Origin of the sequence: Streptococcus infantis (assembly GCF_047465525.1) — a bacterium.
GTDB lineage: Bacteria > Bacillota > Bacilli > Lactobacillales > Streptococcaceae > Streptococcus > Streptococcus infantis_R.
This window is the reverse complement of the sequence record NZ_JASGZS010000024.1, coordinates 1-23,031: the sequence shown is the minus strand read 5'-3', so window position 1 is coordinate 23,031 and position 23,031 is coordinate 1. Positions and strand designations below refer to the sequence as shown.

General features: G+C 38.6%; 28 protein-coding genes and 1 tRNA gene. 11 read left to right on the top strand and 18 right to left on the bottom strand.

Annotated elements, in window-relative coordinates; translation table 11 throughout:
* Window positions 1-68: 68 nt before the first annotated feature.
* From QM374_RS08690 to QM374_RS08675, 4 genes are all read right to left on the bottom strand, one after another.
* On the bottom strand, window positions 69-1,529 hold the full coding sequence (locus tag QM374_RS08690) for an ABC transporter ATP-binding protein (protein ID WP_315640487.1): 1,461 nt from the start codon (window positions 1,527-1,529) through the stop codon (window positions 69-71).
* Window positions 1,526-2,584 (bottom strand): radical SAM protein, encoded by a 1,059-nt coding sequence (locus QM374_RS08685; RefSeq protein WP_414311486.1) that lies wholly within the window; start codon window positions 2,582-2,584, stop codon window positions 1,526-1,528. The genes QM374_RS08690 and QM374_RS08685 overlap by 4 nt, the downstream gene beginning before the upstream one ends.
* A 604-nt stretch (window positions 2,585-3,188) precedes the next feature.
* Window positions 3,189-3,884: an LrgB family protein gene (locus QM374_RS08680; RefSeq protein ID WP_414311484.1), complete on the bottom strand. Its 696-nt coding sequence runs from the start codon at window positions 3,882-3,884 to the stop codon at window positions 3,189-3,191.
* Window positions 3,881-4,255, bottom strand: coding sequence for a CidA/LrgA family protein (locus QM374_RS08675; RefSeq protein ID WP_000781321.1), 375 nt, complete (start codon window positions 4,253-4,255; stop codon window positions 3,881-3,883). Before QM374_RS08675 ends, QM374_RS08680 begins: the two co-directional genes overlap by 4 nt.
* Before the next feature lie 181 nt (window positions 4,256-4,436).
* Between QM374_RS08675 and QM374_RS08670 the strand changes: the two genes are divergently transcribed.
* The 8 genes from QM374_RS08670 to QM374_RS08635 all read left to right on the top strand — a co-directional run bounded on the left by QM374_RS08670 (window position 4,437) and on the right by QM374_RS08635 (window position 8,117).
* Window positions 4,437-4,817, top strand: coding sequence for a MarR family winged helix-turn-helix transcriptional regulator (locus QM374_RS08670; RefSeq protein WP_045762814.1), 381 nt, complete (start codon window positions 4,437-4,439; stop codon window positions 4,815-4,817).
* Window positions 4,818-4,914: 97 nt separating this feature from the next.
* Window positions 4,915-5,136: a DUF4649 family protein gene (locus tag QM374_RS08665; protein ID WP_004250771.1), complete on the top strand. Its 222-nt coding sequence runs from the start codon at window positions 4,915-4,917 to the stop codon at window positions 5,134-5,136.
* 14 nt (window positions 5,137-5,150) lie between these two features.
* Window positions 5,151-5,465: a thioredoxin gene (gene trxA / locus QM374_RS08660; protein WP_001029584.1), complete on the top strand. Its 315-nt coding sequence runs from the start codon at window positions 5,151-5,153 to the stop codon at window positions 5,463-5,465.
* A gap of 202 nt (window positions 5,466-5,667) precedes the next feature.
* Window positions 5,668-6,321, top strand: coding sequence for a 7-cyano-7-deazaguanine synthase QueC (gene queC / locus QM374_RS08655; RefSeq protein WP_315640481.1), 654 nt, complete (start codon window positions 5,668-5,670; stop codon window positions 6,319-6,321).
* Window positions 6,321-6,764, top strand: coding sequence for a 6-carboxytetrahydropterin synthase QueD (gene queD / locus QM374_RS08650; protein WP_315640479.1), 444 nt, complete (start codon window positions 6,321-6,323; stop codon window positions 6,762-6,764). The genes queC and queD overlap by 1 nt, the downstream gene beginning before the upstream one ends.
* Window positions 6,757-7,473, top strand: coding sequence for a 7-carboxy-7-deazaguanine synthase QueE (gene queE / locus QM374_RS08645; RefSeq protein WP_315640477.1), 717 nt, complete (start codon window positions 6,757-6,759; stop codon window positions 7,471-7,473). The genes queD and queE overlap by 8 nt, the downstream gene beginning before the upstream one ends.
* 18 nt (window positions 7,474-7,491) lie before the next feature.
* Entirely contained in the window at window positions 7,492-7,983 is a 492-nt protein-coding gene (gene queF / locus QM374_RS08640) for a preQ(1) synthase (protein WP_000082591.1), read from the top strand.
* A gap of 11 nt (window positions 7,984-7,994) precedes the next feature.
* Window positions 7,995-8,117 carry a hypothetical protein gene (locus QM374_RS08635; protein WP_315640475.1) on the top strand — a complete coding sequence of 41 codons (123 nt, stop codon included), beginning with the start codon at window positions 7,995-7,997 and terminating at the stop codon, window positions 8,115-8,117.
* An 83-nt stretch (window positions 8,118-8,200) separates the two neighbouring features.
* Here QM374_RS08635 and QM374_RS08630 read toward each other — a convergent pair whose 3' ends face one another.
* From QM374_RS08630 to QM374_RS08595, 8 genes are all read right to left on the bottom strand, one after another.
* Window positions 8,201-8,869: an MIP/aquaporin family protein gene (locus QM374_RS08630; RefSeq protein ID WP_315640473.1), complete on the bottom strand. Its 669-nt coding sequence runs from the start codon at window positions 8,867-8,869 to the stop codon at window positions 8,201-8,203.
* A 109-nt stretch (window positions 8,870-8,978) separates the two neighbouring features.
* Window positions 8,979-9,770, bottom strand: coding sequence for a DUF2785 domain-containing protein (locus QM374_RS08625; RefSeq protein WP_414311483.1), 792 nt, complete (start codon window positions 9,768-9,770; stop codon window positions 8,979-8,981).
* A gap of 249 nt (window positions 9,771-10,019) precedes the next feature.
* Window positions 10,020-11,816, bottom strand: coding sequence for an oligoendopeptidase F (pepF, locus tag QM374_RS08620; RefSeq protein ID WP_414311482.1), 1,797 nt, complete (start codon window positions 11,814-11,816; stop codon window positions 10,020-10,022).
* Window positions 11,817-11,826: 10 nt separating this feature from the next.
* Complete coding sequence (locus tag QM374_RS08615) at window positions 11,827-12,570, bottom strand: 16S rRNA (uracil(1498)-N(3))-methyltransferase (RefSeq protein ID WP_414311481.1); 744 nt, start codon at window positions 12,568-12,570, stop codon at window positions 11,827-11,829.
* 1 nt (window position 12,571) lies between these two features.
* A complete protein-coding gene (gene prmA / locus QM374_RS08610) occupies window positions 12,572-13,522 on the bottom strand; it encodes a 50S ribosomal protein L11 methyltransferase (RefSeq protein ID WP_414311480.1) in 951 nt (316 codons plus the stop codon).
* A 137-nt stretch (window positions 13,523-13,659) separates the two neighbouring features.
* Window positions 13,660-14,133, bottom strand: coding sequence for a GNAT family N-acetyltransferase (locus tag QM374_RS08605; RefSeq protein WP_414294875.1), 474 nt, complete (start codon window positions 14,131-14,133; stop codon window positions 13,660-13,662).
* Window positions 14,130-14,558, bottom strand: coding sequence for an NUDIX hydrolase (locus QM374_RS08600; RefSeq protein WP_414311479.1), 429 nt, complete (start codon window positions 14,556-14,558; stop codon window positions 14,130-14,132). The genes QM374_RS08605 and QM374_RS08600 overlap by 4 nt, the downstream gene beginning before the upstream one ends.
* Window positions 14,559-14,567: 9 nt before the next feature.
* A complete protein-coding gene (locus QM374_RS08595) occupies window positions 14,568-15,038 on the bottom strand; it encodes a DUF3013 family protein (protein WP_000257132.1) in 471 nt (156 codons plus the stop codon).
* A gap of 115 nt (window positions 15,039-15,153) precedes the next feature.
* On the opposite strand from QM374_RS08595, the gene QM374_RS08590 reads away from it, so the two are divergent.
* Window positions 15,154-16,425 carry a replication-associated recombination protein A gene (locus tag QM374_RS08590; protein WP_414276494.1) on the top strand — a complete coding sequence of 424 codons (1,272 nt, stop codon included), beginning with the start codon at window positions 15,154-15,156 and terminating at the stop codon, window positions 16,423-16,425.
* Window positions 16,426-16,688: 263 nt separating this feature from the next.
* Window positions 16,689-16,761 (top strand) — tRNA-Lys (locus QM374_RS08585).
* 51 nt (window positions 16,762-16,812) lie between these two features.
* Here the strand turns inward: QM374_RS08585 and QM374_RS08580 are convergent.
* From QM374_RS08580 to QM374_RS08555, 6 genes are all read right to left on the bottom strand, one after another.
* A complete protein-coding gene (locus QM374_RS08580) occupies window positions 16,813-17,955 on the bottom strand; it encodes a tyrosine-type recombinase/integrase (protein WP_414311478.1) in 1,143 nt (380 codons plus the stop codon).
* A 43-nt stretch (window positions 17,956-17,998) separates the two neighbouring features.
* Window positions 17,999-18,331 (bottom strand): DUF771 domain-containing protein, encoded by a 333-nt coding sequence (locus QM374_RS08575; protein WP_414311477.1) that lies wholly within the window; start codon window positions 18,329-18,331, stop codon window positions 17,999-18,001.
* Window position 18,332: 1 nt separating this feature from the next.
* On the bottom strand, window positions 18,333-19,589 hold the full coding sequence (locus QM374_RS08570) for a replication initiation factor domain-containing protein (RefSeq protein WP_414311476.1): 1,257 nt from the start codon (window positions 19,587-19,589) through the stop codon (window positions 18,333-18,335).
* A 105-nt stretch (window positions 19,590-19,694) separates the two neighbouring features.
* Window positions 19,695-20,435 (bottom strand): type IV secretory system conjugative DNA transfer family protein, encoded by a 741-nt coding sequence (locus QM374_RS08565; RefSeq protein WP_414311475.1) that lies wholly within the window; start codon window positions 20,433-20,435, stop codon window positions 19,695-19,697.
* The gene (locus QM374_RS08560; protein ID WP_414311474.1) at window positions 20,419-21,069 is read right to left on the bottom strand and encodes a hypothetical protein; all 651 of its coding nucleotides are present in this window, start codon (window positions 21,067-21,069) and stop codon (window positions 20,419-20,421) included. Before QM374_RS08560 ends, QM374_RS08565 begins: the two co-directional genes overlap by 17 nt.
* A gap of 10 nt (window positions 21,070-21,079) precedes the next feature.
* Window positions 21,080-21,376 (bottom strand): hypothetical protein, encoded by a 297-nt coding sequence (locus tag QM374_RS08555; protein ID WP_414311473.1) that lies wholly within the window; start codon window positions 21,374-21,376, stop codon window positions 21,080-21,082.
* Window positions 21,377-21,668: 292 nt separating this feature from the next.
* On the opposite strand from QM374_RS08555, the gene QM374_RS08550 reads away from it, so the two are divergent.
* Window positions 21,669-22,811, top strand: a complete 1,143-nt coding sequence (locus QM374_RS08550) for a hypothetical protein (protein ID WP_414311472.1) — start codon at window positions 21,669-21,671, stop codon at window positions 22,809-22,811.
* Window positions 22,812-23,031: the final 220 nt, after the last annotated feature.

The following is a 23,031-nucleotide window of genomic DNA, read 5'->3' as shown; positions in this document are numbered from 1 at the left end:
AATCCATAGCATACTATTCTAGGGTCAATGCACTATATTTCTTAAACTAAATAAAGTTCTAATTTTCCTTACTCACTATCACATGATTGAAGAGTAATAACTTCTGTTGGAAAATCAACTAAATCATCATCATGACTAATCAAAATCACTAACTTTTCTTTTGATAACAAGTCGGACAGGATTTGCACTACTTTTTTCTTGTTTTGTGAATCTAAAAAATTACTTGGCTCATCAAAAATATAAACATCTTTATCCACCGCTACTGCTTCTTGCAACTGCAACAATTTTAGTTGTCCCATAGATGCACCTTGACTCAATTCATTTTTATAAAATCGACTCGCAACAGGTTCTGCAGGGCAGTACGAAAAATTCGAATTCTTTCTATAATTAGGTAAGTAAATCTCACCATGATAATTCATGCTGTAGCCTACTATCGCTAAAATCAATCGCGTCTTCCCCACACCATTTTCTCCAACAATACGATAAATATGCCCTTTTTCTAAACGAGTTGTTAATGGCTCATGCAGTTCTTCGCCATCCCTCCCCAGGCTAACATACTTTTCTAAGACTATCTCTAAAATTGTAGTAGACTCATACGAAATCTGAACAGGTTCTAAAAAATTGATAAAATTTTCGATAATTTGCTTACTTCCTGAGTACTCCTTATAAACATCAAGGAAGTATTCAATAGGTGTCCAAAATTGTGAAATATATAGTTGGATAGCCATTAGATCACCAATCGTAATCCAACCTTTATAAGTTTGATAACCTGATATAATCGTCGTCATCATAATCATAAAATTCAAAAATGCATAGGAAAGAAAATTTTCAAATAAAGAAGTCATTCTCACTTCCTTATTTTTACATGAAATATATTTTTTCACCAAGGGAGAGAAATCAATCAAGCTAGAATGAGCTGAAAATCGCTTACTAGGCATGAGTTTATAACTATCCACTAGATAATCGCGTATATCCTTCATACAATTCACTGTATCAGATCCAAGCCTAGATAGTCGTACACTATATTTCTGTGAAATAAATATAAATACAGGTATCAAAATACCTATCATCACAGCAATAGTAGGAGAAATACTCCATAAAATCCCTATAATAACAAGCGCTCGTATCAAGTACAGGAGAAGAGCAACAGGATATTCGTTAAAAAATCGTTTTAACAGCTCATAAGTCTGCCCTAATTCTTGTGTAATGGTAGCTTCAGACAATTCTGTCTCTACCATATCATAGAGCTGGATATTTTCAGCAGTTTTTTGGCAAATATTCTGCCAAACATGCGATTCTGATTCTCCTTGAATCACATCACAAAAATAATATAAAACTTGAATAAACAGAGAAATTCCTACATAAAGCACCCCGTAAACAATCATAGCATGAACTTTCTGAGATAGAATATGGTCAATAAATAACTTACTAATATAAGGAATAGCTACGGTTAGTATAGTAACAAGGGTATTCAAAATAAAGCTTTTTAGAAATAGCACTTTATTGTTATAGGATAACAATCTTTTCATCTACATGCCTCCATAGTAACATTTTTATCCACATATATTTTATGAACAGATATATGTTGAATAGCCCCTTCAACATCCTCCTTTGTCAATAATCCTAATTCATCTAAAAATACAATCTTGTGAAACCACTCTAAATAGTCAAACTGACAATCGCGTTCCATCTTCCCATTATTTACAAATGTATTAAATGGGCAACCTCCATAACAAAATTCATAATAAGCACAATCTTTATATGGGCACATACTTCCCAGACCTGTTAATTCGTTAGTAGCCTGACCAATACTTCCCAACTGATAGTTTTCATTCCCTACTAATGAATAGCATTTATATAAGGTACCGTTGGCATGAATTGTAAGAGAATCTTGATTTTTGAACATACAGTACCCTCCTATTTTTAAATCATGATAATACGGTATATTTTCCTTTGATAAAAACAGCAATAAATCTAGACAAATCTTCTTTTTGGTTTCACTATCAATATATAGAATTGAGTCGTTAGGTACAGCTACAAAATCAAAATAAAGATTAAAATTTTCAAATTCTGTATACTTTTTTAAATCTAAAAGTAATTTCGGGATAGATATATAATTTCTTTTAGATATGTTAACTCTAGCCTGAATGGATAAATTTTTATACTTTTCCAACATAACTGACAAGTTATTTATGATTCTATGATAAGTTCCTTCCCCTAATCGATTGCATCTTTCTAGGTTATAATAGTGCTCATCACCATCAAAAGAAACTTGAATAGCGAAATTATGACAGTCAAGAAAAGACATTATTTTATTTGTGAATATCGTTCCATTTGTAATCAAAGTATACGAAATAGGAATAGGGAGTTTCTCATCTAAAGTTTCACATAAATTTCGTATAAACTGAAAGTTATATAATGGTTCACCACCAGTAAAACAGATATCCAGAGATTTATACTTCTTAAAATTGAGTTCATCTAATATAAAATTCACAATCTTTTTACCATCATACTCACTACTTAAGGACGGTTTCCTATCCTTATCATTCTCAAAACAATAAGAGCAAGTCAAGTTACACGACATAGTTGTAACTATATATAGTGATAATTCATCTCCCTCTACTATTCGTTTAGAGTGAATAAAGGGCACTTGTTTATCAATCTCACTTATCAAGTAAGGAAATTCTTTTAAAGATAACTTCTTGAATAGTTCCTCATCAATTTCACAAATAGATCCTGTATATAAATTTTTAAATAAACTACATCATTTGTAGAAAAAGAATAAATTGTTTCCATAACTTATCTCCCGCTTTAAAAAGGCTGAGGGGTAGCCCTCAGCCTCATCATTATAATAGTAAAGTGATAAAATATCGCTTTTACATAAGCAACTCAAGGCAATCTAACGATAACGCTCTGGGCATTTATCTGGATGCTACTGTACTGAGGCTAGGTGACCTTTTTTTACAACTTTGATAACATCAGTCAAATTAAGCATCGCTTTCCATCCTTTTTTAAAAAATTTATTATACGTATAATTCTTTTATAGAAAAGAAAAATCTCATATACTGTTAAGCAAAAATTATTTTGTATCCGTTTTCTTCGATTTCATTGTATATATTCTCATGTAGATTGTCAAGTGTTTTTTTGAAAAATTTTTAAAATTTCGAAATTTTGCCATTAATTTTTTTTTAACTCAAGATCAAATTAGCTACAATAGGACTGACAAATACATAGAGAACACCTGTAACACCGATAGCTAATCCTCCCATAGCACCTGCAACTGGTCCATAGCGAAAGGCCGTTCCAGTTCCAACGGCGTGACCTGTTCCACCCAGGGACAAACCAACCGCTACTGGATCGTCTATTTTTAGCCATTTTAGAAGTGTTGGTCCGATTACACTGGTCAAAATACCAGTCGCTACGACAACTACTAGGGTCACAGTTGTCAAGCCCTGCAACTTTTCTGTAATCCCTACTGCCATAGCAGTCGTTACTGACTTAGGAAAGAGGGAAATAGCTAGGAAAAAGTCCATACCAAAGATTTTGGCCACAAGGGCTGTGAAAGAGGTATTGACCACTACCGCCAGCAAACTACCAAAGAGAATACTGCGAGCATGATGCTTCATCAAGTGGAAACTCTTATAAAGGGGAATTCCTAGAGCCACTGTTGAAGGAACAATCAAGTTGTTAAGATAAACCCCACCTTGGTAGTAATCTTGGTAGGAAATGCCAGTCACCTTTAGAAAGATAATTATAAAAATAGCTGACAGCAACAAGGGAGTCGTTAAGGGATGAGGATAGCGTCTGAAAATCAGCATTCCCCCAAGATAGGCTAAGATTGACAAGGCAATCCCAAATAGGGGATTGGATACAAATTCGCTCATTTAGCACCTCTTTCTTCGTAGTCACCTTCATAGCGTTTTTTGATAAATTGAACCACAAGCGCAATCAAGATGATATTGATTACTGCCGCAAAAAAGACAATCAAGACAATAGGTAGGAGATAGGGAGCAATCACATCAAACTTTTCCATAATTCCAACCGCAGGAGGTAGAAAGAGGATGGTCATGTTGGCCAGCAAAAAGTTCCCCACCATATTGACATGGCGGATACGCAGCCACTTGAACTGCAAGGCTAGAAAAAGAATAATCAAGCCGATAATACTGCCTGGAATGGGCAAATGAAAGAAACTGGAAATCCCCTCTCCGATTAGAGAAATCACAAAGAGAATCATTAACTGAACATATAACTTCATTGTAAACTCCACAAATAGACTTTCTGCATACCAGTTTACTCTTTTTTCAGAAAATTTCAAGGAAATATATAAGAAACATCCTTCTTGCTATCCAAGCCAAAAAGGTGTATACTAATTGCGTGCGCAAGCATCATAGATGCACTAGTATGATTACACTATTATAGAGGGAAAGGAGATGGACATGACTTACTTAGAAAAATGGTTTGACTTCAACCGTAGGCAAGTAGAGCTAGAAGCTATTTTAGAAGAGACCATCGCTGAGCAGAGTGAACAAACCTTGACACTCAAGGAATTTTACCTCTTGCACTTTCTAAATCAGGCTGAAGGCAAATCCCTACGACAAATCGACTTGCCAGACAAACTCCACCTGAGCCCTAGTGCTGTTTCACGGATGGTGGCTCGCTTAGAAGCAAAAAACTGCGGTTTACTTAGTCGGAGATGCTGCGACCAGGACAAGCGAGCTAGTTTTATCTGCCTGACAAGCGAAGGACAGACTACCTTGGCTTATTTACAAACAGCTGTCGAAGAAAGCTTAGCAACAAAATCAAACTGGTTGGCCTAACATATTTTTTTAAAAAACTTGCGTGCGCAATCATTTTTCTTGACATTCCTTTTTTCAAGGAGTAAAATGAAAACATGATTTAGCAAAGGAGAATCCTATGATTGAAATCACCTATCTTGACGCCAGCAAGCAAGAGAGAACCATGACCTTCGAGTCATACGAAGAATTTGAACGTTCTCAACATGCCTGCCTGATCGGTGTCGCAGACTACTACCCTGTCCAAAAAGTAACCTACAAAGGGCATGATTTGGACTACCATGGGACTTATGGAGATGTCTTCTTCTATCTCATGAAACAAGATTTAAGCCAATATAACTAAAAAGGAGAAATACTATGGCAAAAGCAATTACAGACGCAACATTTGAACAAGAAACTAAAGACGGATTGGTCTTGGTAGACTTCTGGGCTACTTGGTGTGGCCCATGTCGTATGCAAGGTCCAATCTTGGACAAATTGTCTGAAGAACTTTCAGAAGATGTCTTGAAGATCGTTAAAATGGACGTTGATGAAAACCCAAATACAGCTCGTTCATTCGGTATCATGTCTATCCCTACTCTTCTTTTCAAAAAAGATGGACAAGTGGTGAAACAAGTTGCTGGTGTTCATACAGCAGAACAAATCAAGGCAATCGTTGCTGAATTGAGTTAATCATACTAGAGACCAAGTGCATTCATTTGGTCTCTTTTTTCTTGCCCTTTGCCATTTTTCAAAAAATATGCTAGACTGTAACTAGAATATCACGATGTTTGGGACATGCCATCGCTAAAAAAAACCTCTACTTGGTATTTTTTAGCTCCCTCTAGGGAGCTTTTTGCGTGCTCTGAACATTTCCTATTTTGGAAGGAGTACTATGAAACGTCAATCAGCCTTGGTCGTCTTTAGTGGTGGTCAAGATTCAACAACCTGCCTTTTCTGGGCCAAGCAACACTATGAAAAGGTCGAAGCCGTTACCTTTGCCTATGGCCAACGCCACCATCTCGAAATTCAAGTGGCCAAAGAAATCGCTGAGGAACAAGGAATTCGTCATCATATCCTAGATATGTCTCTGCTAGGACAAATCACTGAAAATGCCTTGACTTCAGATTTAGAAATTGAGCAAAAAGAAGGAGAGGTTCCTAATACTTTCGTTGATGGTCGTAATCATCTCTTTTTGTCTTTTGCTGCAGTACTTGCCAAGCAGCGTGGAATTACAGATATTGTGACAGGAGTGTGTGAAACAGACTTCTCAGGCTATCCTGACTGCCGTGATGTCTTTGTCAAATCCCTCAATGTGACCCTCAACCTTGCTATGGATTACGACTTTGTGATCCAAACGCCTCTCATGTGGCTAGACAAGGCTGAAACTTGGGAATTAGCCGACCAACTCGGTGCCTTTGACTATGTTCGTGAAAAGACCTTGACCTGCTATAATGGCATTATCGGTACTGGTTGTGGGGAGTGTCCTGCCTGCCATCTACGCCAACATGGTTTAGAGGTTTATCTCTCTCAGAAAGGAGAGGCCTGATGTTTTTTGCCCCCAAAGAAATCAAACAAGAAACTGGGGAGTCCCTTGTCTACAATCCTCACAGAACCTTGGTATCAAAAGAATTTACCTTCGACGCTGCCCACCACCTCTTTCACTATGAAGGAAAATGCAAATCCCTACATGGGCACACTTATCATCTGCAAATCGCTGTCAGTGGTTTTTTAGATGACCGTGGTATGACCTATGATTTTGGGGATATCAAACAAATCTACAAGGACTACTTAGAACCCCATTTGGATCATCGCTATCTCAATGAAACCCTGCCCTACATGAATACAACTGCTGAAAATATGGTTTACTGGATTTTCCAAACCATGAATCAAGAGTTGCCAGATGAGCACGGTCTTCGTTTGGAATACGTTCGTCTCTATGAAACTCCGACTGCCTTTGCGGAGTTTAGACGGGAGTGGTTAGATGACTAGGGAACGTGTACTTAAACTACCAGTTCTGGAAATTTTTGGTCCAACCTTTCAAGGTGAAGGTCGTGCTATCGGCCAGAAAACCATGTTTGTCCGCACTGCTGGTTGCGACTACCACTGCGACTGGTGCGACTCTGCCTTTACTTGGGATGGTTCTGAAAAACCAACTCGCATGACAGCTGATGAAGTCATCGCTGAATTAGACAAACTAGGAAGCTATGACTACGTCACCCTGTCTGGGGGAAATCCAGCCATCCTAGCTGCCAATATGGCCGAGTTAGTCACCAAGCTCAAGGAACGTGGTGTTACTCTTGCCGTTGAAACCCAAGGCTCCCGCTGGCAACATTGGTTGAAAGACATCGACCATGTCACCTTGAGTCCCAAACCTCCTTCATCTAAGATGGAAGTCAACTTTGAAACCTTGGACTTTATCGTTTCCCAATTAGACCCTGACAAAGTCACCTTTAAAATCCCTGTCTTTGATGATGCAGACCTAGCCTTTGCCAAAGGCATTCAAGAACGCTACCAACCAGATGTCCTCTTCTTATCGGCTGGAAATCCCGAGCCCAAGGCTACAGGCAATATTGTCCAAGACCAACTAGACCGCCTCAAAGAACTCTGGGAACGCGTCGCTGCTGATGATAGCTGGGGCAATGTCCGCGTCCTTCCACAACTCCATACCCTCCTCTACGACAACCAACGTGGTGTTTAAGATTAGAAAGAAAAAATCATGTCACAACAAGAAGAAATGAAAAACCTAAGCCTACTTGGCAATAAAGAAACTACCTACATCTTTGACTATCAACCCGAAGTCCTCGAATCCTTTGACAATCGTCATGTGGAAAATGACTATTTCATCAAATTCAACTGCCCTGAATTTACCTCACTGTGCCCAATTACTGCGCAGCCAGACTTTGCGACTATTTATATTTCCTACATTCCTGACAAGCTCTGTGTCGAGTCAAAATCCCTCAAACTCTACCTCTTTAGCTACCGAAATCATGGGGATTTTCACGAAAACTGTATCAACACTATCGGGAAAGACTTGGTAAACTTGCTAGATCCTCGCTACTTAGAGGTTTGGGGGAAATTTACACCTCGCGGTGGTATTTCAATTGACCCTTACTACAACTACGGTAGACCTGGAACCAAGTATGAAGGATTGGCAGAACAACGTCTCTTCCAACACGATCTTTATCCAGAGAAAATTGACAACCGCTAAACTCATACTCAATGAAAATCAAAGAGCAAACTAAGAAGCTAGCCGCAGGTTGCTCAAAGCACTGCTTTGAGGTTGTAGATAAAACTGACGAAGTCAGCTCAAAACACTGTTTTGAGGTTGCAGATGGAAGCTGACGTAGTTTGAAGAGATTTTCGAAGAGTATAATACGAAAAAGCCCTGTTCCTCAAGCTGAGGAGCAAGGCTTTTTGAGTTTCAATTATTCTTCAGTTCCAAGGAAATTTTTAGCAACAAGAGCTGCAAGAACTCCACCAACGATTGGTGCAAGGATGAAAATCCAAACTTGTTGAAGGGCTGCGCCACCTACCAAGACAGCAGGAGCCAAGCTACGAGCTGGGTTTACTGAAAGCCCAGTAATGTTCAAGCCAGCTAGAATCAAAGCTGTCAATGACAAACCGATGACCAAACCAGCAATTGCGCCATTACCTTTACTTGCTGAAGTTACAGTCATGATGACCAAAACAAACAAGAAAGTTGCAATTGTTTCAAACAAGAAACCACCAAAGACAGTTACACCGTTTGCCAAGGCATTTTCACCAAGACTTGCAGTTGACATACCTGAATTTGCCAAGAGGAACAATACAGATCCTGATGCAAGGAAAGCACCAACCACTTGACCGAGGATGTAGTTTACAAGCTCTGAAGATGACAAACGTTTGTTAACAAACATAGCGATAGAAACAGCTGGGTTCAAGTGAGCACCTGAAACAGTTCCGATTGAGAAGGCTGCGACTACGATTGCCAAACCAAAAGCAAGAGCAATCCCAAGGTGTCCAAGTCCTTCAACACCATTTCCAAAAACAACAGCTCCTGTTCCGATGAACACAAGCATAAAAGTACCGATTAATTCAGCAACAAATTTTTTCATGTTAAATCTCCTTTTTTCAAACTATGTATTAGTCTATCAGAAGAAGGAAAGGGTTTCAAGAAATGTGCTTGCAAATTTTGTGTAAGTTTTCACATTTAATAGTCGAAATCTAATATTGAAAAGATTGAATAGCTTCTTTCAAGTCATCTTGTAAATTATTTCTCTGGTCGAGTTGAACATAGACTTCTAAGAGACAGGATCTGAAATTGGAAAATTTATAAAAATCTTCCCTCTCTTCTATCGGGAAATCAAGTGATTTTATCCAAGAAGCCAGTGTCGCTTGCTCCACCTTGCCTTGCAAAATAGGTTCGTAAAGGACTCTGGCCAAGCGCCAGTCCTCATCATCTATAAATCGAACCGAAATTCTTTTAAATAGTTGGCCAAGTATGTCAAATACTTCATGAACTCTATTTTTAGAAAAGTCTGGATGACAAACAACTTCAGTCAAAAGATCAGCCCCATGAGCAAAAGCATGCACCCAACCATATTGACTTGAAAAACCTGTCGTATCCTCTTCTTTTTCAAGGTAATGCAACCCTTGATCGAGCAACGTATTTCTGATATCAGTTTTAAGCTCTCGATAAAAAAGAGACTGTTCATTGCCATCGGCAGATAAGAGATTGGCATAAATAAGTGCCCTAAAAGAACGTTCAAGCGTTGAAACTCCTGTCTTATCAAGCTCTTTATCTAGTCCACCATCAGAAACAATCACAGCAGCGATCAACTGAAATTGCTCCTTGGTAAATAACTCTTCTTGAATCCCCCTAGCCAAACTGGTAAAAACCAATTCATCGCGAATCTCTGGACTAGTATCCCCTAAGTGCTCAAGCAACCACAGGATTTCTTCTTGATGATAGCTCGGTTCTTCTTCTACTACTTTTCTTTTCAATTCTGGATACATCTGCCCACCTCTTTTTATGAGTTGTCAAAAAATCATCCGCAGATGACTTTATATTAAATTCTTAAGGAAATAGAATCTGGGATAACTGGTCTAAAATGAAGTAAATAACTATCAGTAGCAACTCTACAGCAAGTTCAAATTTAACATCACGACCTTCAACGGCGTTTTTGAAAATAGCTACAGCTAGTCCAATTATAATGACGCTCAACAAACCCAGGAGCATTATTCTAAAACAGCCTTTCTATTCCTTTACTCCCCCAACTTCGCACTGTAGGTGATAATTTGGTCAACTGTGTCTGACAAGAACTGAATGGTATCACGGAGTGGTTTATCTGTTGAAATATCGGCTCCGATAATCATTGCTGACTCAAGTGGTGTTTTGCTACCTCCTGACTTGAGGAGATTGAGCCAGTTTTCAGCTCCAGTTTCTGATTGTTTCAGATGGAGGTAACCTGCAGTCGAGATGACAAGACCAGCAGAGTAAGTGTAACTATACAAGCCCATGTAGTAGTGAGCTTGGCGCATCCAAGTCAGAGCTGCATCATCATCAATCTCAATGGCATCTCCCCAGAAATCCGTCAAGACTTCTTTCATAATGCTGTTGAGCTTGCTTGCTCCGAAAGTTTCTCCTTCTTCAATCAATGTATAAACCTTGCGTTGAAAGGCCGCTTCCAAAAGGTGAGTGATAAAATTATGGAAGTAGGTATCTGTCAAGCGGTGGGCAAGGGCGAAGCGTTTTTGACGTGTATCGTCAGATTGGTGCTCCAAGTAATCACTGAGAAGTAATTCATTGAAGGTTGAAGGTGCTTCGACATAGTAGGTCGACATGTGGGCATTGAAGTAGCTTTGGTGATTGTCCGAAAAGATGAATTGACCAGAATGCCCAATCTCATGAATCAAGGTATAGACATCACTCAAACGGCCTGTCCAGCTCATGAGGACATATGGATGCACGCGATATGGATCAGCCGCATAACCGCCAGAATCCTTGCCACTATTAGCAGCAAAGTCAACCCAGCGTTCTTCTTGATAACGAGCAACTTCCTGACAATATTCCTGCCCCAAAGGTTCTACTGACTTCATAACCAAATCATAGGCATCATCAATGGTCACCTCAGGATTGAGGGCGCTGTCCAAGTCCAATTTCCAGTCTGCAAAGGTCATCTTTTCAAGACCATTCACCTTGGCAACATGCTTGAGGTATCTCTGGGCAACTGGCGCAAAATCCTTCATGATGAGGTCAATCTGGCGGTCAAACATGGCACGGTCCACTTCTTGCTCAGCTAGAAGATAATCAAAAACTGAGTCGTAGCCCTTCATATCTGCCAAGAGTTTTTCAGACTTAACTTGGGCTAGATAGGCAGCAGCAGCCGTATTTTGGTGCTTACGAAGTCCCTCTGAGAAGGAACGGAAAGATTTCTCACGAACCTCAGCATCCTCATGGTTTTGGTAGAAATTCTCATAAGTCACAAAGCTGTTTTTGTAGATCTTGCCATGGGCTTCAAAGTCGGCCATTTCAAAGTCCCCAGCTCGCATCTTAGTGTAAATGTCCTGTGGACTATAGAAAACTTCACCCAGATTGGTCAAGGCCTTCTCCACATCAGCCCCAAGATAGTGGGCTTTTTTGATTTTTGCCTGACGAATAGCTGCCGTTAAGTGAGGCAATTCACCCAAACGCTCCAAGACTTCCTCGTCTGCTTCCACCAAGGCATCGTCAAAGAAGGTCAAGGCTACGCTAGCATCTGTTTCAAATTCCATCCCAGCTTGGGAAATATTGGCAAATTCTTCATTGCTATAGTCTGTCGTCTGAGGCATAAAACCATAGTTTCCAATATGGCTCATCTGAATGTAGATTTGCTCCAATTCTGCAAAGGCCTTCTCGAAATCCTCAAAAGTATGAAGATTACCCTTGTAATCACGGCTAAATTGGTTGATATCTTCGCGAGCCTTTTCGATTGCACGCAAGAAATCCTCACGGTCTTGGTATAGGGCTGTTAAATCCCAAAGTTCCTTCTCTGGAAATTCTGAACGGTGTTTTTGTTCCATTTTCTTCCTCTTATTTCTCTAATTCTAATAAAACGCTAAGGGCTGATAAGGCATAAAGCGGCGCTGTTTCTGCTCTTAGGATCCGAGGTCCAAGTCCTGCCAGAACAGCTCCTTTAGCTTCAAAACTTTCAATTTCTGCGGGTGAAAGACCACCTTCTGGACCAAAGATAAAGAGCAATTTAGCTCCTTTTTCAAGACCAGCGACTACTTGCAAGAGCGCAGCTGCCTCTCCCTCTTTAGCCGACTCTTCATAGGCCACCACGATGCGGTCAAACTGGTCCAGTTGTGCTAGAAAATCTGCCTTTTTCTCAAAAAGGGTGATGCTTGGAACGAAGTTACGCTTGCTTTGCTCGGCTGCTCCAAGGGCGATTTTTTCTAGTTTTTCAATCTTTTTGCCCAATTTTTTGCCATCCCACTTGGCAACGGACCAGTCAGCAGGGAAGGCCCATATCTGGCTAGCACCTAGCTCTGTCACTTTCTGGGAGATAAACTCCAGCTTGTCTCCCTTGGGAAAGCCTGATGCGATGGTCACTTGGACTGGCAGTTCCACATTGTCATCTAATTCTTCGATTAACTCCAACTGACGGGCTTCTACATTTACCACGCGCGCCAAGTGCTTGATCCCATCATCAAAAACTAAGGTCACTTCATCATCTTCTTTCAGGCGCATGACCTGAAACATATGCTTGCTGGTTTCCTTGTCCTCGATGGTGACTGGTGATGTGGCAAGACCTTTTACAAAATATTGCTGCATGCTAGCCTCCAATCACACCGGAGATATCCTTGGTCTTCTTAAAGACGCAGGCATTCCACTCCCCTTGGATCATGTGGGTTTCAAGGAAAAATCCAGCTGACTCAGCCGACTCACGCACCATGTCCCACTTGTCCTTGATAATCCCACTCATGATGAGGTAGCCTTCATCCTTGACCAAACGATAAGCATCCTCTGTCAGATGGATAAGGATATCCGCCAAAATATTGGCCACGATGACGTCTGCCTCAATCTCCACGCCCTTAAGCAAATCTCCTGGTGCTACATGGATGTTTTCCATGCCCGGGTTGAGCTCAATATTTTCCTGAGCGACGCGAACCGCTACATCATCCAAGTCATAGGCAAAGATTTCCTTAGCGCCAAGAAGTGAGCTAGCAATGGAAAGGACCCCTGAACCAGTCCCCACATCCAGCACTGTTTCCCCACCACGAAGAACCTGCTCCAAGGCAAAGAGACTCATCTTGGTGGTCGGGTGGGTTCCTGTCCCAAAGGCCATCCCTGGATCTAGCTTGATAATCTTTTCTCCAACAGTCGCCTCGTAGTCTGTCCATGACGGTACGATGGTTAGGTCATGGGTGATACGAGCTGGTTCATAGTATTTCTTCCAGTTGTCTGCCCAGTCTTCCTCAGCCAAGGCTGTGGTGCCCATCTTGACTTCGCCCAGATCCATAAAGTCGGTCAATTCTGCCAGACGAGCCTGCAAATCAGTCCCCACTGTCGCTACATCAACCGTATCAGGATAGTAGGCGGTCACCACAATTTCTTCTTGTTGCTCGACTTCTGGGAAAATCTCACCGAAGCGGTCCACATTTCCCACATAGTCCATGCTGTCTTCGATTGCCACCCCTTGGGCACCTAGTTCAATCAAGAGGTTAGAGACTAGCTCCTCACCCTCTCGCTTCACTGTAACTTTTAACTCTTGCCATGTTTCCATCATTAAGATACCAAGCCCGTAAAACACAAAGCCAAAATAGGAAACTCTCTGAAGACGCTTGTGTCTAAGAGATGTTTATCTTTTTGGCACAGTGTTTAGGGCTGGTTCAGTTTAGAAATTAAACTGAACCATCCTTTCTATTTCTCTATCAATTTTTTCATGTAGACCATATCCATGCCTTCTTTTTCAGGCTCGATATGGGTTTGACGATAGCCATTTTTCTCGTAGAAGGCGACCATGCCTGCATCCTGTAACACCGTACACAAATCCCATTGTGTGATGGTTGGAAATTCCTTTTCCAGCAATTCCAATCCTTCAGAACCATACCCTTTTCCCTGATACTGGGGCAAAATCGCTGCCGTTCCCAACCAAGCTTTCGTTAACTCGTCATTGGTCTGAATTCGTAAAAAACCAATCTTCTCTTCAGCTTTTTTCACAAAGTAGTAATAACTATTGGGACGCTCGCCTAGTTTCCACTTAATTCGTTCACGGTCCTCGAGATAAGGGTCATATTCATCTTGGTATTTGTCATACACTGCTTTAAAACTAGCTCTTTGAATGGCAATAATCGTTTCTAAATCTTCTGCTCCTGCTCTCTCAAGTCTTATCATAAACTTTCCTCCAAATAATCCCTCAATCTCCCCTGGAGCTGAGGTACTGCCTGTTTAGAAGTGAGAAATTCCTCAATGCTCATCAGTTTGTAAGCCTGTCCTTCATCTCCAAAGGTGATACTATCAAACTGATCCTGACTTAGCTGACCGACCATAAAGACAGACTGCCGACCTTCATAGAGCATGCTGGGATAGACCTTGCTCCAAAGCAGACAGTCTTCATCTAAATGAATTCCCAGTTCCTCATAAACTTCACGCGCTGCGCACTCAAAAGGGCTCTCGTCCCCTTCACGACCTCCACCTGGCAACTCCCACATATTGGGCCAAGGGATATTTTCCTTGTCATCACGCAAAATCGTCAGTAGCTTATCTCCACAAAATAGAGCAATTTTGCAGCCTGTGAAATCTGAAATGTCTATATCCACTACAAGCTCCTAATATCTCGGATAAGGATAAAATTCTCCCTCTTCCAAGCCTGCTTTCCCTTCTTCAAAGACTTCTTGATTCCATTCCATGACAAATTCTTCTGCTTCTGGATCTTCCAAAAAGTCCATGAGGGCATCTAGTCCAACCTCTGCAGTATCTTTGAGAAATAGCGCAAAATAAGCTAAAAATTCACGAGAAAAACCTTTCTTAGGCAGGTAAGGGATGACTGTGAGATAGTCTTCTGCATTAACTGTTGACTTGGCAGGGTTGTAAAAAAGCACCGCTTCTTCAAAAAGGATATCATCTGACGAAACCTCTCCGTCTTCATCTAACATCTCCACCCCTGCAGCATTTTGTGCCTCTAATAGAAAACTCACTTCAACCGCATGATTGCGCTTATCCCAACTAATCTCATAATCAAAAGGAAAGTTCTTATCCAACTCTTCTTGTAAAACATCTAAAAATCCGTATGTTGCCATTTTGTCCTCTTTCTATACGACTCTTTAATCGCCCCGATTGCTCGGAAATATGCTAAAATAGATACTACCATCTTACCACATATGTATTAGAAAATCCACGTTAGAAAGGACTGCTATGCCAGACAATCTCGCGCTTCGTATGCGCCCCAAAACCATCGACCAGGTCATCGGTCAAGAGCATCTGGTAGGCCCAGGAAAAATCATCCGCCGCATGGTGGAGGCTAATCGCCTGTCATCCATGATTCTCTATGGACCTCCAGGCATCGGAAAAACCAGTATCGCTTCGGCCATCGCTGGAACGACCAAGTATGCCTTTCGGACCTTTAATGCGACAGTTGATAGCAAAAAACGTCTCCAAGAAATCGCCGAGGAAGCTAAATTCTCAGGAGGGCTTGTATTACTACTAGACGAAATCCACCGTCTCGACAAGACTAAGCAAGACTTCCTCCTTCCTCTCTTGGAAAGTGGATTGGTTATCATGATTGGGGCGACAACTGAAAATCCTTTCTTTTCTGTCACTCCAGCCATCCGCAGTCGTGTTCAGATTTTTGAGTTGGAACCTCTGTCTAACCAAGATGTCAAAGAGGCCATTCAAATCGCCCTGACTGATCCTGAACGAGGTTTTGATTTCCCAGTTGAGTTAGATGATGATGCCCTTGATTTTATCGCAACATCTACCAATGGAGACCTCCGTTCTGCATTCAACTCGCTGGATTTGGCAGTTCTTTCTACTCCGGCAAATGACGAAGGAATCCGCCATATCACGCTCGATATTATGGAAAATAGCCTCCAGAGAAGCTACATTACTATGGACAAGGACGGAGATGGACACTATGATGTTCTATCCGCCCTACAAAAATCTATCCGTGGTTCGGATGTGGATGCTAGCCTCCACTATGCTGCTCGCTTGATAGAGGCTGGTGACCTACCTAGCTTGGCACGTCGTTTGACGGTCATTGCCTACGAAGATATCGGCTTGGCTAATCCCGATGCCCAGATCCATACCGTAACTGCTTTGGATGCTGCACAGAGGATTGGGTTTCCAGAAGCTCGCATTCTCATTGCCAATGTCGTCATTGATCTGGCACTCTCGCCCAAGTCAAACACAGCCTATGTGGCTATGGATAAGGCTCTGGCCGACCTTAAAACGTCTGGTCACCTACCGATTCCAAGACACCTGCGAGATGGTCATTATAGCGGTAGCAAGGAGCTAGGCAATGCTCAAAACTACCTCTATCCTCATAGCTATCCTGGCCACTGGGTCAAGCAAGATTATTTGCCAGAAAAAATCCGCGACCATAGCTACTTCTCACCAGAAGATACTGGAAAATACGAACGTGCCCTAGCTCAACGCAAGGAAACCATTGATAAATTACGAAATTTGTGAAATCTTTTCCAAATAATTACATTTACCCCTTGATTTTTTTTGAAAAAGTGGTATTATATAAACATAGAAACGCTGTGGTGTACGACCTCACACTTAAGTGTTGACCGACTATTTTTTGTATTATTAGGGAAACAAAAGTCTTCTAACAGCATGTAGGCCGTCTCACACGGAAACAGCTTCAGTTAGAGCGAGTTGCCCACCTGCTTAATTGCGCGGGTTCAATACAAACCGTGAAGTTTCGGCACCAATACAGCTTTTTATTTGCCTCCTTAGCTCAGCTGGCAGAGCAGCGGACTCTTAATCCGTGGGTCACAGGTTCGATCCCTGTAGGGGGCATCTAAATCAACAGGAGAAAGCCTTATTTAAAGGCTTTTTTTCGTATCTGTTCTACTTTTGTTCTACCAACGGATACTCACTTAAAAGCTGTCGTATAATCTGATGTTCTTTTTCTTTCTTCTCTTTCAAAAGATGACCATACGTTTCTGTTACCTGTTTTATATTTTTATGGCCCATTACATGAGCAACTACCCAGATATCAATTCCTTTTGCAAGCAACATACTAGCATAAGTATGTCTAATACCCGTAGCAGTTAAATTATATGGAAAAATTTCTAGTTTTTTTAGTAGCGATTGTAAACTTTGATTTACTGCGTTATTACTAGGAACTCCATACACAACATCATAGAAAAGGAAATTTTCTTTTTCCTTAATCCCTTGATTTTTATAGACAATCTTTTGTTCTTTCTTTAATAATTTCAAAACCTCAGATGTTTCTTCATCTATAGGTACATCTCGAACAGATGTATCCGTTTTGGGTGGTCTCCATTTATAATTATAGTAGCGCCTATAAGTGTGAATTACTTGATTTTCAAAATCAATACAGTCCCAAGTTAAACCTAAAATCTCTCCGAAACGCATCCCTGTTTTAAAGGAAACAAACAAAAGATACGGAATCACAGATTTACTATAATTGAGATGACTTTTTAAATGAACTAAAATCTTATAATAGTCCTCAATATTGTCAATATATTTTTCATCTGTTGTCTTGCTTCTCTTCATCCCTGAAATAATCGCACCATCAGTAAAATCAACTATATCTAGTTGGTCACGTTGAGCAAACTGAATAACTTTTCGGATTTCTGAATTTAATCGTGCTACGGTATCTTTTGTAACCCTTTCAGCATACGAATTTAGAGCTCGTTGATATTGACTAAAACGAATAGAAGTTGCTGGTCTATCTTGAAAAAGTTCCTTTATCAAGTCCCCTCTCTTCTTATGCTTAAAAAGTGTTGATTCACTTTTTCCAAGTGGTCTTACAACAACATCAAACCACTCTTCCCATAACTCATATAAACTTGCTTGCGAATTAATCTTTGCACCTGACATCAACTTTAATTCAATAACTAAAGCTTCTTTTTCTGCTTCCTTCTTAGTTCTGAAACCACCTTTAGATGCAACAAGTTTTTTGTTATTATCTACAATTCTATAATCCCATGTGCCACCTTTTGTACGTTGTCTAAAAGTTGCCATTAGTTACCTCTTTCATTAGATAACCAAGGTTTTGCCAAGGCTATTATACCATAATTTCTCTGAAGTTATCTTCAAACCATTGTTTTGTTTTACTGGCTAAAAAGAAATAGCGTCCACCTTGGTTTTCAGGATATTTAACAAATCCGTTAGGATTTAATTCAACATCAATTTCTCTCCGAATTTTGGGGTTATATAATACATTATCAAGAAGCCAAGGACGTGATACTGATAATAATGTGAGCAATTGTTTCAAAGTCATATATTTACCTTTATCCGCATTGCTCTTCAAATCATCATATTCATCACGATTAACGATAACATGAGAATTAGGAAGCTGTATAACTACCCCTTTTAAATCGACAACCAGTTTATCCATCTTATTTCTCCACTACCTCAAAACGATTTTTTCCTTTTTTCATATTCGTGTTTTTATAATACACTGACAAAGAGTCCTCTAGAAAACTATCAAATGGTATTTTTGACAGTTCTGTAGCAAATTTCTTTAACCACAAATCTACATCCTGATTGGGATTATAGTGACGTTCATATTCTTGTACCAAGCGAATAATGAATTTATTTCTTGCTTCAATCCCCCAAATACTCTCAACTTTTTTTATCAGTGGGAAAAAACCACTTCCTTTCATTATGTGAGAAATTGTAGACATTAAATCATTATTCCTACTCGATAGCGATTTCAACCCTGCGTATAACGATTGTGTATACTCAAGATACTTAGTAAACTCAATTGGTTCATTTGTCTCAGCATCATAAAATGAATACTTGTCAATCATTTTATTTGCAACTAATTTCCCCAGCTCATCTTCATTACTTACAGTCAGTAGTTGCTTCAAAATCTGATTCGAAAAGTTTCCCCTATAGCTAGCCTCAAACCTAACCCATGAATCGCAAAGGTTAAGTAAATGTAAAAACCTTCCATGCTTATCAAGTTGCTCTTGTTTTTTGTTATAAACCCTCAATAATGCATTACTATTCTTCTTTTTTGAACCAAAGTAAATAGTGTTAACTACATTATCTACTTCAGTAGCAACAATCTTAGAAGTGTTTTTTATTCCTCTATGATTTTTTAAAATAACTCTACTGCCTTTTATGCCCTTGTATAACTCATCAACACTCATATCGAAATTGAAGTAATCAATCGCTAGATCAATCCTACTTATTCTTAATTCCCAGTAAGGTTCATCAAGTAGTTTAGACATCCCATGAACGTCAATACTTTCTCCAAAGTACTCTTTGAAAGCATCGCGATAGTATGCTAATGCTGCTGCAGAAAATTTTATAACTATCCCCATCACAAAATTTGTCTCATGAAATGCAATTGAAAAATAGTGTGGTAAGTTTTTGAAACTAACTGCATTTGTATAGCCTGCAGGTGGTGTAGATACATTTATTACCTCTCCAAATAAACTGTCCAATGACAACTTATCAATTACTGTACCAACTAATTCAGATGCAATCTGGTACCAATGTGAAGGATAATTACCAATTGTATCTTCTGTTGGTTTTATCACGAATGTTACTTCATCAATAGAAGCAATCACAACAGGATTTCTCTCTCCATTATTACTAGCTGAGTCCTGTTCTTTTAAAACGTCTACAATGTTAAATATACTCATCTTATAAATCCTCTCTTATCTTTATACGGAACGGGGGTCATTACATATCCCCCTACTGCTCGGCAGAGCCGAGCGAGGCAGTAAGACATTCTGCTTCGCCACAGGCTACTCAGAGTCAACTGCCTCACTACTTTTACTCTTATACATACCCTCCAGAATTTTACTCTGCACTTTAGCAACATTATAACGAGGAACTACAATCTCTTTAGTTACTTCTCCAGAACTAATTAGATAGCCCTTACCTCTGGAGTGTTTACGATTGACTACATCTTTCTCATCGCTTAGTAACATATTTAATACTTCTTTACTGAATGACCCCAGAAGTAGAATATTATGTATATTTTCTCTCGATTTCCCAAAGTATTCGGCATCTGGTCTTTGCTGACTAATCCACACATGAATATTAAAAGACCTACCAAGCATCAAAATTCTTGAAAGTTGTCTAATCCTAGTATCTCGTTCCTTCTTTTCTAGCATCGTAAAATACGCACTCATTTCATCAATAAAACATATGATTAGACTTCTGCTTTTGTCTTGTCCAGACTGTCTGTTTTTCAGCAAAGTATCAGATACAAAATCAAAGAACAATCCTACTCTTTCAAATCTATAAAAATTCTCCTGATTCTCAAGAAATGAAAACTCTAAATCTCCTTTGAAGTCTGCTACTACTAATTTCGCAGAACTCAAAACTGCTTTTGCAAGTAGTAACTGACTTGCATATGTCTTACCGCTTCCACTCGAACCAAAAATTGCTAAATGTGGTTTTTTTAGATCTACTGAGAGAGGAAAATAAATTCCTCTTCTCAATAACTCAGCATCTAGTACAGCATTAATTACTGAAGTCACTATCTTCTACCTGCTCAATCGTCTCTTGCTTAGCTTTATATACATCTAGTTCTTTCTTGAAAGAACTAGCTTCATTCTCATTAACAGCAAGCAAAAAACGTATAAATAGATAGTTCACGTTATTATACTCATCTACTGCTACTGATTGACACGAAAAGATTTCAGCGTTTGTCGAAGTCATACCATGATTTTCAAGAAACTCTGACAAATAAATACTTATTTGAACTTCAACTTCATTAGCGTTGAAATCTTTTATATTTGAATCTGTCATACACACTAATTCAATAACTCTTGCAGTTTTTTTCTTGCTCGCTCGAACTACTTGCCAGCTGTGAAAAAGGTAACGATTTTTAGAGTCTGAATCCAGCCTACTTACAATTTGCTTGAAACACAGAGAGAGTTTGCTGGTATCATAATACACTTCCTCAAGTTTATTATAATACCTCCAAGCAGAAATACCAGATATTATTACAAGTATCAAAGTAAATACTTTAAATGAAATATCTAGAAGAGTTGGTAAAGCATAAATAAAGCCAATAAATAAAGCTAACGACACAATAATTAGCAAAAACTTCTCTAACTCTGTACGTTTTTTGAAATAATCTACTACTGCTCTATACTTATTTTTAAACATATTAAATACCTCAACTAGCTTGAGAGACTTTTACAGAGTCGGCTTTAATTGATAGAGAAGCACTATTCCCTGAAATGTATGAGCTAATTGTAGTATTTGAAAGTGTTAATGTAACTACACTATCCAGGTACTTCATAAAGTCGCTAGCATTTACATTCATAACTTTAATTGAATGTGTTGTAAATCTGCCATTAGCTGTACGACTACCAACTTGGAAAGTCGCACCAACTATAACCCCTGTCTCAAAATCTTTACTATCTGAGACACCAAGTAGCAAGCCTGTTGTTTGTAATGTTAAACAATGCATAATTGTTCTCTTTTCTATCTCTATTCATCGACATTTCTACTAATATATGTAGAGAATCACATAGTAGTGAAAATAGCGAAATTACATACCTCTTCTACTTCATATTAACCACATCCTCACTATAGAATTTATAAAACACTAAATGTATTTTGTTAGCTTATTTTAACTCAAAACAAGAACGTGATTCGGTAAAATAAAAATTTATTTATATAGAAATATTTTTCTTATTTTACACTGTATTCAATTCAGATTATGCTATAATAAACAAAATAATGAACAAGGAGTATAGATAATGAACTCTATAGAAAAAATTATCGACGAATTCATACTTTATAGACTTGATAAAAGTAATAAAACTATGAGTAATCACTTATTAGATAAGAAAATAGAAAAGAGTACCTACCTTAATCTAGAAAATAACGAATTATTTAATTCATTTGTTGAAAACAAATACATTTTCACTACTATAGTCAGAATACAACGGGAAAAAGACTATAAACATACTACAGCGAGTAAATTTCTTAAGAAATATTTTAAAGAAGATGCTCCGTCTTCTGAAAAAACGTTAAATAACTGGATTCAATATTCTAAAAATTATAAAAAAAGAGTTAGAACGAGAAAAACAGAGGAAGTTTACATAAAACATATGCGTAATATACCTGCGTCTTTCAAACTGTTCGATGAATTTTTGAACTATAAAATATGCCGTGATATAATAGAAAGAAACTTTCAGGCTACAGAAAGAAGTGATACACTAGATTCACTAAAATCATTTTTCAAAGAATTAGAACCACAGAATTTGAAAATAATAGCCACTTCTATTACTCAACATTCTTCTGAATTGCTTGGAAAAAAGCTAACACTACATGACATAATATTTATTGATAAGATTGATCGAATTGAAATGGACTTAGATACTAAATCATGGACTTATCTATTTGATGAATTAATTAAAACTTTTAAAAATGTTGATGCTAGTAAAGAGCTTAACAATACATCTTTTAATAAAGAAAATTCACTAGATACAATCTATAAGTTTTTAAATATGCTCCCTGAATATTCTCTTTTTAGCCTATCTGAAGCAATTGGTCTGGTTTTTAACCTTAAAAAACATCTCGAAATTGAACTAGAACCTAAACAAAGAAACAAATTACCTAAAGAGATAAGAAATAAGAAGTTTTTAACTTCTAATGTAATTAATCAGATTAATGATACACTTCAAATAAAAATTAAATCACCTTTGCCCCATGAATTACTTATTAATTTGAAAGACCACTTACTTACTGTTATCGAATTTGAAGAAGATAAAGAAGAAAACGATTATGTAGCACTTATGAAATATGCTGAAGTTAGTAAATATATGAGCTTCACAGAATTTATTAATTATACAGAATACATAGAAGAGATAGAAGAGATAGAAGCTACTAAAAGTTAAAAATAATTATGGAAAATAAAAAACTTAGTTTATCAATATAATACTAAGCGTCATTTTCTACTAAATTAATCAAAAAAGAGAGCCAACCGCCGCTCCAATGTCATTAAGTTAGTAATCTAACTATTTGAATAGGAGATAGGATTGAGATCATCAAAGTGATTCTCTATCCTATCTTCTATTTTTTTGCATAACAAATAAAGGTTTTTTCACCCTATTTTTT

Coding starts and splice junctions, on each gene's coding strand:
- queD (WP_315640479.1), top strand. CDS start 6,321: ATGTTTTTTGCCCCCAAAGAAATCAAACAAGAAACTGGGGAGTCCCTT.
- QM374_RS08590 (WP_414276494.1), top strand. CDS start 15,154: ATGCCAGACAATCTCGCGCTTCGTATGCGCCCCAAAACCATCGACCAG.
- QM374_RS08635 (WP_315640475.1), top strand. CDS start 7,995: ATGAAAATCAAAGAGCAAACTAAGAAGCTAGCCGCAGGTTGCTCAAAG.
- pepF (WP_414311482.1), bottom strand. CDS start 11,816: ATGGAACAAAAACACCGTTCAGAATTTCCAGAGAAGGAACTTTGGGAT.
- queF (WP_000082591.1), top strand. CDS start 7,492: ATGTCACAACAAGAAGAAATGAAAAACCTAAGCCTACTTGGCAATAAA.
- QM374_RS08690 (WP_315640487.1), bottom strand. CDS start 1,529: ATGAAAAGATTGTTATCCTATAACAATAAAGTGCTATTTCTAAAAAGC.
- QM374_RS08595 (WP_000257132.1), bottom strand. CDS start 15,038: ATGGCAACATACGGATTTTTAGATGTTTTACAAGAAGAGTTGGATAAG.
- QM374_RS08685 (WP_414311486.1), bottom strand. CDS start 2,584: ATGTCGTGTAACTTGACTTGCTCTTATTGTTTTGAGAATGATAAGGAT.
- QM374_RS08665 (WP_004250771.1), top strand. CDS start 4,915: ATGATTGAAATCACCTATCTTGACGCCAGCAAGCAAGAGAGAACCATG.
- QM374_RS08575 (WP_414311477.1), bottom strand. CDS start 18,331: ATGGATAAACTGGTTGTCGATTTAAAAGGGGTAGTTATACAGCTTCCT.
- QM374_RS08630 (WP_315640473.1), bottom strand. CDS start 8,869: ATGAAAAAATTTGTTGCTGAATTAATCGGTACTTTTATGCTTGTGTTC.
- QM374_RS08680 (WP_414311484.1), bottom strand. CDS start 3,884: ATGAGCGAATTTGTATCCAATCCCCTATTTGGGATTGCCTTGTCAATC.
- QM374_RS08670 (WP_045762814.1), top strand. CDS start 4,437: ATGACTTACTTAGAAAAATGGTTTGACTTCAACCGTAGGCAAGTAGAG.
- QM374_RS08605 (WP_414294875.1), bottom strand. CDS start 14,133: ATGATAAGACTTGAGAGAGCAGGAGCAGAAGATTTAGAAACGATTATT.
- trxA (WP_001029584.1), top strand. CDS start 5,151: ATGGCAAAAGCAATTACAGACGCAACATTTGAACAAGAAACTAAAGAC.
- prmA (WP_414311480.1), bottom strand. CDS start 13,522: ATGGAAACATGGCAAGAGTTAAAAGTTACAGTGAAGCGAGAGGGTGAG.
- QM374_RS08615 (WP_414311481.1), bottom strand. CDS start 12,570: ATGCAGCAATATTTTGTAAAAGGTCTTGCCACATCACCAGTCACCATC.
- QM374_RS08570 (WP_414311476.1), bottom strand. CDS start 19,589: ATGAGTATATTTAACATTGTAGACGTTTTAAAAGAACAGGACTCAGCT.
- queE (WP_315640477.1), top strand. CDS start 6,757: ATGACTAGGGAACGTGTACTTAAACTACCAGTTCTGGAAATTTTTGGT.
- QM374_RS08675 (WP_000781321.1), bottom strand. CDS start 4,255: ATGAAGTTATATGTTCAGTTAATGATTCTCTTTGTGATTTCTCTAATC.
- QM374_RS08580 (WP_414311478.1), bottom strand. CDS start 17,955: ATGGCAACTTTTAGACAACGTACAAAAGGTGGCACATGGGATTATAGA.
- QM374_RS08625 (WP_414311483.1), bottom strand. CDS start 9,770: ATGTATCCAGAATTGAAAAGAAAAGTAGTAGAAGAAGAACCGAGCTAT.
- queC (WP_315640481.1), top strand. CDS start 5,668: ATGAAACGTCAATCAGCCTTGGTCGTCTTTAGTGGTGGTCAAGATTCA.
- QM374_RS08550 (WP_414311472.1), top strand. CDS start 21,669: ATGAACTCTATAGAAAAAATTATCGACGAATTCATACTTTATAGACTT.
- QM374_RS08555 (WP_414311473.1), bottom strand. CDS start 21,376: ATGCATTGTTTAACATTACAAACAACAGGCTTGCTACTTGGTGTCTCA.
- QM374_RS08560 (WP_414311474.1), bottom strand. CDS start 21,069: ATGTTTAAAAATAAGTATAGAGCAGTAGTAGATTATTTCAAAAAACGT.